The sequence below is a fragment of the Leuconostoc lactis KCTC 3528 = DSM 20202 genome (genome assembly GCF_014651235.1).
GTDB classification, from domain to species: domain Bacteria; phylum Bacillota; class Bacilli; order Lactobacillales; family Lactobacillaceae; genus Leuconostoc; species Leuconostoc lactis.
In genome coordinates this window covers 1-13,245 of sequence record NZ_BMWM01000032.1, presented here as the reverse complement: position 1 = coordinate 13,245, position 13,245 = coordinate 1, and the positions used below count along the sequence as shown (strand labels likewise).

Here is a 13,245-nt window from a genome sequence, read left to right as displayed (position 1 = left end):
AACCACGATATTGTGTCCGCTAAAAATCGGCTACATCGTTTGCTTCAATTGACTTTCCCAGAAATTGAAACCTTGTTTTCAACTACCGATAGCCAACAATATTGGGAGATTGTGTCGTTAATCCCTCATGCCACAATGGCTAAGCATTCACGACAAACGTTATCCGATACGATTCAAAGCAGCGTCAGTCGTCAAATCGGTATTGCGCGTTTAACACGACTCGTTGATAAACTAGTGGCGCTTGGCAGCCTATCAGCGCCTGCTGTTGCCGTTGCTTCGTATAATGTCACCGAGGTGCGTTATTATGCGCAGCGCTTAATTGCGTTATCTCAAAGCAAGGCCAATGTCTTAGCGACTGTGGTTGATCAGACCAAAAATTTACCTGAATATGACATTTATCAGAGTATACCAGGATTTTCGGACAAAACAGTGGTTTCTCTAATCGCTGAATTAGGTGATTATAAAAGTTCTGGGTTCATCACAAAGCGAGGTAATACAATCGCCAGAAAAGTGCTATTCAAAGCCATTAGTAACATTGCTAGTACGGCAACTTATGGTCATCAAAATCATATCAATGATTGGTATCAAAAGAAAAAGCAATCCTCAATGTCAAAGGGAACAAAGAAAATTGCTATTGGTGCGATGTCACGTCTCTTACGAACCATGCACTATCTGGTTTTGAATAACCAATTGTACGATTACGATACAGCGTCAAAGCGCTAGAATTGTACATTTATAAGCCTAACATTTTGCAAAACCAATGTGAAGACATCGGTTTATTTTAGTAGTGCTTGATGATCAATTGCAGCATAATAAAAAGAAGCTAAATGCATTGAAACACTTGACTTCTGGTAGAAAAAATCTGTTCGTAAAGTTATTGGTTTTTTTTTGCCAAAATATTCAAATGAATTTAAATTAATGGTTGTTAAGAAATGGTTATCTGGTCAAAATAGTTTGACTAAATTAGTCAAAAAATATGCCGTCCATAATGATCACGCAATACGTGGATGGCGAGATGAAAATATCATTCCAGGCATGTAAAACTGGTTTACATGTATATTCTTGTAAAATACTATTGTTTTTTATATTTATTTAGAATATTATTAAAATAGTTTGTAAAATAGTTATTTTGAGCTAACTACGTGTTAGAGAAATGGAAATTAAATTAATATGTCAAATTTTGAAAAAGATAACATCGTTAGTAGTTTAAATGATGAGGAAACTCAAACTTTTGATCCAATTCTATCTGATGAAGATGAAAATGCTTCTGAAGATGGCATAGCATCTCGGGATTTATTTTCCATTACTTCCTATGGTGCAGATTTGTCACTTAGAGAATTACATTCTATGATTCAAGAAGGAGATTTAATCAAGCCGTCGATACAGAGAAACTATGTTTGGCAATTACCAATAGCAAGTAGATTTATGGAAACCATCTTACTTGGATTACCAGTTCCCAGCATTTTTCTTTCATTAAATCAAGACTCTACGTACTGGATTGTTGATGGATTGCAACGCTTAACAACCATTTCCAATTTTATCAATGGACTAACGGATCAAAATAAAATTTTTAAACTTTCCAACAATATAAACTCTCTTTGGGCCGGAAAGACTTTTAGTCAACTGTCACCTGCCGATCAGAGAAAAATAAAAACTTCAACTATCCACGCTATAATATTTAAACAAGATGCTCCAAAAGATGATGATACTAGTTTATTTCAAATATTTGAAAGAATTAATACTGGTGGTGTGAGACTATCTTCACAAGAGATCCGTAACAGTATCTATCACAATGAAATCAATGAAACATTAATAGATCTCAACAAAATGAAAGAGTGGACATCGATAATAAGTGGACATAATTTAGAAAAAAGAATGCGTGACGTTGAATACATTCTGAGATTTTTCCTAATTTATTCTATTAAGGATATTGCAACGTCGGATATCATTTCTTTAAAAACTGAAATGAATTTGTTTATGGACACGACTAAAACTAAATATGATAATAGTGAAGAAAATGTTCATATTCTTAAAGATTTGTTTATCCAGAGTATTAAATACTTAAGTAAATATGATAATCCTTTTTCTGATAATAAAGCATGGTTCGACAATATAATGTTTGACTCTATTTTAGTGTCCTTTGCAAAAAAGATTTCCAAGGATGGCACGATTCCAGAACTAGATGCCGATACATTTGAAGAAAAAAAGCAAAAATTACTAAATGATCAAGAATTTATTGAGGTAACACAGAATACGAGACGAACTCGATATGATCTCATCCAGAAACGTCATTTGATTACTGATCGCGTTTTTTTTGGAGACTAGCTATGCAATATTTGACAGTATTAGCGAAATATCAACAATGTCAAAGTCAATGTTCTGATGCAAAAAAGGATTTTTATACAAACATTATTAGTTACATAGAACGTAATGAAGAATTGCTAAGGGAAATTCATCAAAAATTTAATAATGTTCATATTAGCGAACAGGCCAATTTACTAGCTCAAAGCCAAAAAGACCTTATTGTTATTAAGTTTAGTTCAACTATTGAAATATTTGTTAAACAATTGTTAAATATTCATTTTGCTTCTCAAATTGATAATACTTTTATTGAATCTTTTATTGATGATGTAATCATAGATGCGAAAGGTAGGAACGTTCATATTGAATATGTGGAAGAAATTCTAAAGAAATTCAATAGTAATACTATTTTAAAAAATATGATAAATTCTACTGAACATTCTCTGACGTATGCTGAATTTAAAACATCATTAAAGTCCCTAAAAAACAATCGTAATAGTGTTGCGCACGAAGGAAATGCAATTGTTTCAACTACCATCCAGGATATTGAGGAAAACTACCTAAAATGTCTTTTATTCATCATTGCATTAGATAAAATTTTAGATGATAACTTTATTTAGTAAATTTTTCACTAGTTGCACAATTTCAGAATCCAGAATTTTTGCTCAGAAGTCAATAAATTGGACTATTTTTATTGGATCTGGTGCAAACAGTGTGAGAGATGACCATCTAACCAGCTATTGATCCTATGTTGAAGGTTATGCAGCTAACAATGCTTCTAATTCGTCCACGACTGAGAACCCGATGAGACTTAACTCTCGTCGGGTTCTTTTGCGTATTGCGTGAACAATTTCCACACCGCTCAACGTTGCACTAGCGGTTCGAATGCTTTGAAAGCTTGCTGAGCGGACACGATGACGTTTAATGAATCGGTGGTCCTGTTCAATCAAATTATTTCGATATTTGGAACATTGGTGGGCTGATTTGCTCAAATAGTCTTGCTTTATCAGGTGCTTCACTGCTTTCAGTGTTGCCCGATATTGATCAGTGACTAATCGATCAGGCCGACCATTGGTCGTCAAGAGACGCTTCAAAAAGTGATAGGATGCGGTATAATCGCGGTGTTTTCGTAGCTCAAAATCCATGGTCAAACCGTTACTGTCAATAGCGCGATACAAATAGGCCCAACGGCCTTTAACTCAAATATAGGTCTCATCGATTCGCCAACTTTTAGCGTGAGCTGTTTGATGCCGACGCCATAGAGCCTTAAAGATGGGGCCATAGTGATGAACCCAACGCATGACCGTGGTGTGATGAACAGTGATACCCCGATCCCGAAGCAATTCAACGATGTCACGATAGCTGAGACTGAATCTGAAATAGTAGCCAACGGCTACTAAGATGATGTCCTTTTGAAAGTGGCGTCCCTTAAAGTGATTCATGCGCGCAATCCCTCGTTTCTTGGCACCCAGGGTTCTGTTGCAAAGTTTTCCAAAAAATCTATTTTTGTGTAAAATTGAGAAAAAAGACAGAGAGGACAGAGTAATGAATCATTTTAAAGGCAAACAATTCAAAAAAGACGTCATTATTGTCGCTGTTGGTTACTACCTGCGTTACAATCTAAGCTATCGTGAAGTTCAGGAATTGTTATATGATCGTGGAATAAATGTTTGTCATACTACGATTTATCGTTGGGTGTAAGAGTACAGCAAAGTCCTCTATTATCTTTGGAAGAAGAAAAATAGACAATCCTTCTATTCATGGAAAATGGACGAACCCTATATCAAAATTAAGGGACGTTGGCATTATCTTTATCGTGCAATTGATGCGGACGGCTTAACCTTAGATATCTGGTTACGAAAGAAACGGGATACGCAAGCAGCCTATGCTTTCTTAAAACGACTCCATAAACAGTTTGGTGAGTCGAAAGCAATTGTGACCGATAAAGCACCTTCTCTTGGCTCCGCCTTTAGAAAGTTACAGAGTGTGGGTTTATATACTAAGACAGAGCACCGAACTGTGAAGTATCTTAACAATTTAATAGAACAAGACCATCGACCTATTAAACGACGGAATAAATTTTATCAAAGTCTCCGTACAGCCTCTTCCACGATTAAGGGCATGGAGACCCTTCGAGGAATATATAAAAAGAACCGAAGAAATGGAACGCTCTTCGGCTTTTCGGTGTCTACTGAAATCAAGGTATTAATGGGAATACCAGCCTAAGATATTTGGAGTTCATAGAGGGCGCGTTTGATTTTCAAACTTCGCAACAGAACCGGGCAACAATTCCCAGTCAACTACATTATCGAGAAACGTTCAAAAAAAATAAGTAACCGTTTACATTTTAGTAAACAGGTGGTAAACTATGTTTGTAATTTAGTAAATATTTTCTTGGAGGAAGCAAATGTCTAATGCAAACTTTTTTTTGACGAACAACAACAAGTTTTTCATCTATCAAATCAGCAGGTGTCTTACTTGATTCAAATCGAAGATGGTGGGGTGTTGAGCCACTTGTACTTTGGCAAAAAGGTATCAGGCTATCATGGTTCTCGTCTTTATCAACGATTAGATCGCGGTTTTTCACCTAACTTAGCTGGAGAACCTCATCAAACAGACCGTCGTTTTTCAAAAGATACGTTGTTACAAGAGTATAGTGGTTATGATACAGGCGATTTTAGACAAGCTGCCATCAAATTACGGGGCGTAGATGGTGCCGAAGCTACTGATTTTCGCTTTAAATCGTACGCAATTGAAAAAGGTAAAACAAATTTAAGCGATTTACCACATGCTTACGTATTATCTGATGACGAGGAGCAAACTTTAGCAATTGTGTTGGAATATGTTACTTTAAATGTCGAACTTACTTTATACTACACAATTTATGCGGACAGGCCAGTTGTAACACGCTGGAGCAACATAAAAAACTTATCTAGCGAAAATGTGAAAATTGAAAAAATCGCGTCGCTCCAATTGGATTTACCTGCCAATGATTTGGAAGTTATCTCTTTGACGGGTGCTCATGCTCGTGAGCGAAGCATTGAAAGGCAGGCATTGCGTAAAGGGTTAACGACGTTTGCAAGTCATCGTGGTACCAGTTCACACCACATGAACCCATTTATTGCTTTGGTTGCATCGACCACGACAGAAAATCAAGGCGAGGCGGTCGGCATTCAGTTAGTTTACTCTGGCAATCATCAATTTACTTTAGAAAAAGATTATGTTGATCAGTTGCGCATTTTAGCTGGTATTAATGAAGAGGGCTTTTCTTGGGAACTCACACCAAACGACAGTTTTCAGACACCAGAAACGCTGATGGTGTACTCGGATGAGGGCCTTAATGGTATGTCGCAAGCTTATCATCACCTTTTGCGGGAACGTGTGGCTCGCGGACAATACCAGTACGCACAACGTCCCATTGTTATCAACAACTGGGAAGCAACTTATTTTGATTTCAATGCCGAAAAAATTGAAGAAATTTTAGATGAGGCTGCGCCACTAGGGGTTGAAATGTTTGTCTTAGATGATGGTTGGTTTGGTCATCGTGATGACGATGATAGTTCACTAGGTGATTGGTTTGAGTACACAGCCAAGTTAAAAGATGGTGGTGGATTAAATGGTTTATCACAAAAAGTGCATGACAAAGGAATGAAGTTTGGACTCTGGTTTGAACCAGAAATGATTTCTAAAAATTCTGACCTATATCGCACCCATCCAGAATACGTACTACGTATTCCAGAACGTGTCATGACACCCAGTCGAGATCAATATGTACTGGATTTTTCACGACCAGAAGTTGTTGACAATATTTTTGATCAAATGGTAGCCATTTTGGACAATGTGCCAATTGATTACATTAAATGGGATATGAATCGTCATCTGACTGAAGTTTATTCGACTGCTTTGCCAGCTGATCGTCAAGGTGAAGTAGCACATCGATATATGTTGGGTGTATATGATTTGGCTAATCGTTTGACCAGCCGATATCCTCAAATTTTGTTTGAAGGTTGCTCAGGTGGTGGCGGTCGTTTTGATGCCGGTATGCTGTATTATTTCCCACAGTCATGGACATCTGATAATACAGACCCTATTGAGCGTTTGAAAATTCAATATGGTACAACATTGAGTTATCCAGTTTCAAGCATGACCGCTCACGTTTCGGCATCTCCTAATCATCAAACTGGTCGCAAGACGAGTTTGAAAGTACGTGGCGATGTTGCGACTGCGGGTGTGTTCGGATATGAATTAAACTTAGCCAAATTGTCTGATGCAGAAAAAAGTGAGATTAAAGATCAAATTTCATTTTATAAGCAACAACGGCAGTTGATTCAATATGGCAATTTTTATCGCATTAAAAGTCCGTTTGAGGGTAACGAAACTGCTTGGGAATTTGTGAATGAAGATAAAACAGAGGCGCTTTTGTTTAATTATCGTGTGTTATCAACGGCGCAACCAGCGTTTAGTATTACAAAGATGAGCCATTTGCTGCCCGAGGCACTCTATGTTGATCAAGCCACACAAGAAAGTTTTTCTGGGGACGAGTTGATGTCAATTGGTTTATATAATGCGCCGATTGAGCAAGCAGATTTTACCTCATCAGTTAGATATTTTAAAGTCCAAGAAAACGAATTAAAGTAAGAAAGGTAGATTGAAATGTCTGATACTTACACAAAATTAACGCAGGTTTTTGAAAGTCAATTTCACCATTTGCCAAGTGATAAATTTTTTTCACCGGGTCGCATCAACTTAATCGGTGAACATACAGATTACAATGGCGGTCATGTCTTTCCAGCATCAATTACGCTAGGAACTTATGGTGTAGCGGCATTGCGATCAGATCGTGATGTCAAAATTTATTCAACTAATTTTCCAGAACAAGGTGTGATTACCTTTGATATTGATAATGAAGACAAATTACCTCACGCATCTTGGGGTAACTTTGTTAAAGGTGTATTACAGGCCCTTAGAGGGTATGGTAATCAGTTTGAAAATGGTTTTGAACTAGTCATCGAAGGTAATATTCCAAATGGTTCAGGCTTGTCATCGTCATCATCATTGGAATTATTGATTGGCGTTGTTGCTCAAAAATTGTACCAACTTAAGATTCCAAGGTTGCAATTGGTTGCCAGTGGTCAACGAGCAGAAAACGACTTTGTTGGCGTTAACACAGGCATTATGGATCAGTTTGCAATTGGTTTTGGTGAAAAGGATCGGGCAATTTACCTTGACACTAATACGATGATTTATGAGATGGTGCCTATTCATTTGGGTGATTATGTAGTTGTCATCATGAATACGAATAAACGTCGTGAATTAGCGGACTCAAAGTACAACGAGCGTGTTCGTGAAACGCAAGAAGCTGTATATCAATTGCAAAAATATGTACCGATTCAATATTTAGGTGAACTCGATAGTGATACATTTGATAAATATGCTGATAATTTATCCTCCGAAACCTTGCGTAAGCGTGCACGACATGCGGTTTATGAAAATGAACGCACCAAGGTGGCTGTAAAGGCATTAAAAAATGATGATCTTAAAGAATTTGGTGAATTGATGAATGCTTCGCACCAATCGTTAAAAGATGACTATGGAGTTACTGGTATCGAGTTAGATACTTTAGCTGAAACAGCGCAACAGGTTGATGGTGTACTTGGCGCTCGCATGACAGGCGCAGGCTTTGGTGGTTGTGCGATTGCATTAGTCCATCGCGATGCTGTTGCGCAACTGAAAGAAACAGTGGGACGCCAATATGAATCTGCTGTTGGCTATGCACCATCATTTTATGTCGCTAACATTGGCAATGGTGCACACTGGGCAGGTGAAGTAGCAGGAGAGGCATAATGGCGGAAATTGATTTATTCACAGCATTCGCAAAAAAAATTATTGCAGAATCTGATTATACAACTGATGACGAAATTTATTTGGTCAATCAAATTATGGGATTAGTTGGTGAAACAAATCATAATACGGTACCTCACTTGCTAGATAATGACAGTGTAACGACCCTATCGTTATTAGATCAGCTGACAGCCGTTGCCGAAAAAAATGGGACATTAGCGTTGCGGCAAATGAATACTGATATGCTAGGTGCGCAACTCATGAATTTTATTGTACCGAGGCCATCACAGGTTCGAAAAATGTTTTGGGAGCATTATCAGCAATCTCCACGGCAAGCAACTGATTATTTCTTTGATTTATCCCAACGCAGTAATTACATTAAAACACGTGAAATCAGTCAAAATATTTCTTATCCGGTAGACACACAATATGGTACACTGCAAATTACCATTAACTTATCCAAACCAGAAAAGGATCCTAAAGCGATTGCGGCTGCTTTGAAAAATAAAAACCAACATCAATCACAATATCCCGTGTCACAATTGGCAAAAGAAAATGAAGGATATTGGGGACGACTGGATTATGCAGCGCGCACCAATCATCGTGTTATTCCGATAACATTGGGACACGAAAAATGGTATTTTCAGTATTCGCCTTATGCTTATTTCAATGAACATGCTATTGTGCTCTCTGAACATCTACGCCCGATGCATGTTGATCGCGAAAATTTATCACGATTATTAGAGTTTGTGTCTAAGTTTCCAGATTATTTCATTGGATCGAATGCGGATTTACCAATTGTCGGTGGCTCAATTTTATCACATGACCATTTTCAAGCTGGTCGTTATGAACTACCAATGGCAAAAGCAGTCATGAAAGAAAAAATTACCATTGCAGGTTGTGATTTACATGAAGCGGGTATTTTAAATTGGCCAATGACAACTATCCGCTTAATCGACGATGATCGTGAAAAGTTACTAAATGCCGCTGATAAAATTATGATGGCTTGGCAAAATTATGATGATGCCTCTCTTTCAATTCGTGCGTATGGTGATGATGGTGAACGGCACCACACGGTAACACCAATTGTTAGATTTCGAAGTGGCCATTATGAAGTGGATCTTGTATTACGTGATAATAACACATCTGACACTTTCCCAGATGGCATTTTTCACCCGCATCCAGATGTTCAGCATATTAAACAAGAAAATATTGGTTTGATTGAGGTGATGGGGTTAGCGATTTTACCGCCACGTTTGAAAGCAGAATTAGCTGAAGTTGCGCAATATTTATTAGGCAATGATAATAACATTGCATTAAAACACCAAACATGGGCAAATGCTTTGAAGCAATCTGAAGTGATTAACGCGAATAATGTGACCCATATCGTGCAACAAAGCGTGGGACAGATTTTCAGTCGCGTACTTGAGGATGCAGGTGTCTTCAAAAATGATCAATCTGGACAAGATGGTCTGGAAAAGTTTATTAAGCAAATCGAAGTAGGGGAATAAATCAAAATGGCAGTATTAGTACTTGGTGGTGCAGGATATATTGGCTCACACATGGTGAAACGTTTGGTTGAAGCAGGACGCGACGTGGTGGTTGTGGACGCCTTGTTCACTGGACACCGCGCAGCGGTTAATCCAGCAGCGACATTTTATCAAGTTGACATTCGTGATAAGGCAGCTTTGTCGGCAGTGTTTGATAAAGAAAAAATTGAACAGGTGGTTCATTTTGCAGCCTTTTCAATTGTGCCAGAGTCAGTGGCAAACCCGCTGAAATATTTTGACAACAATACTAGTGGCATGATTACGTTGCTGGAAGTGATGAAAGCACATGACGTCAAACAAATCGTCTTTTCATCAACCGCCGCAACTTATGGTAATCCGGTGCATATTCCGATTAAGGAAACTGATCCGCAAAATCCGATTAATCCTTATGGTGAATCAAAGTTGATGATGGAAAAAATCATGAACTGGTCCGATCAAGCTGACGGGGTTAAATGGGTCGCGTTGCGCTATTTCAATGTGGCTGGTGCAGCAGAAGATGGCACGATTGGCGAAGACCACAATCCTGAAACACACTTGGTACCAATTATTTTGCAAGCTGGCTTGGGACAACGTGACTATATTGAAATGTTTGGCGATGACTATAACACACCAGACGGCTTTAATGTACGTGATTATGTGCATGTCTTAGACTTGGCTGATGCGCATATTTTGGCATTGCAGTATTTAGCTGATGGGCATGAGTCAAATCAGTTTAACTTGGGATCAGCAACTGGATTTTCAGTGAAAGAGATGGTTGAGGCGGCACGGGAAGCAACAGGGGTTGATATTCCAGCTAAAATTGGGCCACGTCGAGCGGGTGATCCTGATATTTTGATTGCCAATTCAGATAAAGCACGAGAGGTGCTGGGCTGGGCACCAAAGTATGATAATGTGCAAGACATTATCAAGACAGCTTGGCAGTGGCATCAGAGCCACCCTAAAGGCTATGATGATCATCATAATGACTAGCTGCTTAGTGATAAACCTACAATGAAAGAGAACATCAACGAATGCGTGAACGCATTTGGTTGATGTTTTTGAACAGAAAAACGCTACCTCACTCGCTTATTATGAAGATGATTTTTATGCTCAAAGCCCAGCCTTAACAAAAAATGATTTGGGTTCTGGCACCGCTATGATGATTGCTGACAGAACGGAAAAAGCTTTTTTAAATAAATTTTACAGTAAATTAATTGATAAATACTCACTTCGTGATTCACAAATTCCTTTTGAAAATGCTGATGCACATTTAAGTGTACAAGTTCGGCAGGATGAGCGTCAAAAATATTATTTCATTACAAATTATACCGATAATAAACAAATTGCCTTGTTTAAGGATAGCTATACGGAGATGTTGTCAGGGAATAGTTTAAATGGAAGCACTACATTGGAACCATATCAGGTTATCGTAGCAACAAAGGACTGATTTAGGAGAAAGAATATGAAAGACATAACTAAACAGAAGTTTTCTCGAAATAAGCTAGTAGAAATGATTTCTTTTGCACTTGGTAATCTAGGGCACGCTGCATTCTATGGTGCATTAAGCACTTACTTCATCGTTTATGTCACGAGTGGTATGTTTGATGGGTTACCGCAATCGGTAGCAAACAAGTTAATTGGTTTAATTACGGCTCTTGTAGTAATTATTCGTTTGGCCGAAGTAATTATTGATCCGATTCTTGGAAATATTGTAGATAATACAAAAACACGATGGGGAAAATTTAAACCTTGGCAAGTAATTGGCGCGGTTGTTAGTTCAGTGTTATTAGTTGTAATATTTACTGGAATTTTTGGGTTGGCTCATATTAATTGGATTGCTTTTGCGATCGTTTTCACAGTTTTATTTATTTTACTAGATATTTTTTATTCATTTGCAGATGTTGCCTATTGGGGAATGGTGCCGGCTATATCTGAAGACAGTAAAGAGAGAGGAATTTTTACTTCCTTAGGGAGTTTTACTGGTTCTATTGGTTGGAATGGTCTTACGATGATTGTTGTTCCGGTCACCACATACTTCACTTTTATCGCAACTGGAAAACACGAACAAGGGCCTTCGGGGTGGTTTGGATTTTCAATAGTTGTTTCCATTGTAGCCGTTTTATCAGCTTTGGCAGTAGCCTTTGGAACTAAAGAAAAAGATAACTTGATTCGAAATGCTGCAACAAAAAAAACAAGCATTAAAGATGTATTTTCAGGTATTATTCATAATGACCAAATTTTATGGATCAGCTTAGCATATCTAATGTATTCACTAGCGTATGTTGTGACCAATGGTGTTTTATTTTACTTCTTTAAGTTTGTACTAGGAAAACCAAACGAATTTTGGATTGCTGGTGCTATTGCAACAGTAATAGGGTTCTCTACTGCTCCGTTGTATCCCGTTCTAAATAAGTTTATCACCAGGAAAGTGTTATTTAGTATTGGGCAAATGGCAATGATCCTATCATATCTGTTTTTTATATTCGGAAAAACAAATATGATGATGGTTACAATAGGACTTATTTTGTTTAATTTTACTTTTGCGCAACTGGTTGTTGTCTTATCACTAACTGACTCTATTGAATACGGACAATTAAAAAATGGTAATCGCAACGAAGCTGTTGTCTTGGCGGTTCGACCTATGTTAGACAAGATAACTGGTGCTTTTTCAAACGGAATCGTCGGAATAATTGCAATTACGGCGGGCATGACTGGATCAGCTACCGCAGGAGATATTAGTGCATCAAAAATTAATACCTTTGAAATTTATGCTTTTTACACACCACTTCTTTTTTCTATTCTAGCCTTAGTTATATTCTTGTGGAAAGTTAAAATTACCGAGAAAAAACATGCCGAAATCGTTATTGAACTGGAAAAAACTTTATCAAGTGGCGCTAAAAAAGCTAATACTTCTGAAGTGAATGTTGAACTTGAAGAAATATTTGCACCTGCCTCAGGACAAAAAAAGCTACTTAATGAGGTTGATGGCAACACAATTACTGGTATTGGTTTTGCTATTGATCCGGAAGAAGGTAATTTATTTGCACCATTTGATGGCAAAGTCGACTTTACTTTTTCTACAAAACATGTTTTGGGTGTTGTATCTAACAAGGGATTAAAAGCAATTATTCATGTAGGAATAGGCACTATCAATATGCGAGGTGCGGGGTTTGTGTCACATTATGTGGACGGCCAATTATTCAAAAAGGGAGATCTTTTGATGAGCTTTGATAAGAAATTAATTACGAAAAACGGGTATCAAGATGACGTTATTATGTACTTTACCCAACCAGAAAACATTATAGACGTTCAACAAATTGATAATCGTGTCGTCAAACAAGGGGAGCAGATAGCAAAATTAACATTCAGGAGTGAAAGATAACTTAAAGGTGGGCCGGAAAGTATGAACTTAAAAAGAGATTGGTGGGTAGTAATCACTACAATCGCAATAACTAGTTTTCTTTCATTTTCAGTATCGGCTTCGGATGTTACTGTTAAAAAAATGGTAGATTGCAAGAATTAACCGAACACTGCAAACTGCTGAAAAACCTTTCGTGGCGATTGCCAGTTGAGT

9 protein-coding genes and 2 pseudogenes are annotated in these 13,245 nt (G+C 37.7%); 10 read left to right on the top strand and 1 reads right to left on the bottom strand.

Going from position 1 to position 13,245, the window contains the following annotated elements:
- The 3 genes from IE039_RS07625 to IE039_RS07615 form a co-directional block, all read left to right on the top strand.
- The coding region (locus IE039_RS07625) for a transposase (protein ID WP_506511130.1) at positions 1-723 on the top strand (723 nt) is incomplete at its 5' end.
- A gap of 447 nt (positions 724-1,170) precedes the next feature.
- Entirely contained in the window at positions 1,171-2,325 is a 1,155-nt protein-coding gene (locus tag IE039_RS07620) for a DUF262 domain-containing protein (protein ID WP_010003356.1), read from the top strand.
- Positions 2,326-2,327: 2 nt separating this feature from the next.
- Positions 2,328-2,921, top strand: a complete 594-nt coding sequence (locus IE039_RS07615) for a HEPN domain-containing protein (protein WP_189428981.1) — start codon at positions 2,328-2,330, stop codon at positions 2,919-2,921.
- Between the two features lie 138 nt (positions 2,922-3,059).
- On the opposite strand, the pseudogene IE039_RS07610 reads toward IE039_RS07615, so the two are convergent.
- Positions 3,060-3,743: pseudogene (locus IE039_RS07610) on the bottom strand (IS6 family transposase).
- Positions 3,744-3,846: 103 nt separating this feature from the next.
- Here IE039_RS07610 and IE039_RS07605 point away from each other — a divergent pair.
- From IE039_RS07605 to IE039_RS07575, 7 genes and pseudogenes are all read left to right on the top strand, one after another.
- Positions 3,847-4,527 (top strand): annotated as a pseudogene (locus IE039_RS07605) (IS6 family transposase).
- 243 nt (positions 4,528-4,770) lie between these two features.
- The gene (locus IE039_RS07600; RefSeq protein WP_189428980.1) at positions 4,771-6,939 is read left to right on the top strand and encodes an alpha-galactosidase; all 2,169 of its coding nucleotides are present in this window, start codon (positions 4,771-4,773) and stop codon (positions 6,937-6,939) included.
- Positions 6,940-6,954: 15 nt separating this feature from the next.
- The gene (locus IE039_RS07595; protein WP_010005099.1) at positions 6,955-8,145 is read left to right on the top strand and encodes a galactokinase; all 1,191 of its coding nucleotides are present in this window, start codon (positions 6,955-6,957) and stop codon (positions 8,143-8,145) included.
- Entirely contained in the window at positions 8,145-9,653 is a 1,509-nt protein-coding gene (gene galT, locus IE039_RS07590; RefSeq protein WP_059442684.1) for a UDP-glucose--hexose-1-phosphate uridylyltransferase, read from the top strand. Before IE039_RS07595 ends, galT begins: the two co-directional genes overlap by 1 nt.
- 6 nt (positions 9,654-9,659) lie before the next feature.
- Complete coding sequence (galE, locus tag IE039_RS07585; protein ID WP_010005097.1) at positions 9,660-10,661, top strand: UDP-glucose 4-epimerase GalE; 1,002 nt, start codon at positions 9,660-9,662, stop codon at positions 10,659-10,661.
- Between the two features lie 55 nt (positions 10,662-10,716).
- Positions 10,717-11,118: a beta-galactosidase trimerization domain-containing protein gene (locus IE039_RS07580; RefSeq protein ID WP_010005095.1), complete on the top strand. Its 402-nt coding sequence runs from the start codon at positions 10,717-10,719 to the stop codon at positions 11,116-11,118.
- A gap of 15 nt (positions 11,119-11,133) precedes the next feature.
- Positions 11,134-13,053 carry a glycoside-pentoside-hexuronide (GPH):cation symporter gene (locus tag IE039_RS07575; protein ID WP_010001728.1) on the top strand — a complete coding sequence of 640 codons (1,920 nt, stop codon included), beginning with the start codon at positions 11,134-11,136 and terminating at the stop codon, positions 13,051-13,053.
- Positions 13,054-13,245: the final 192 nt, after the last annotated feature.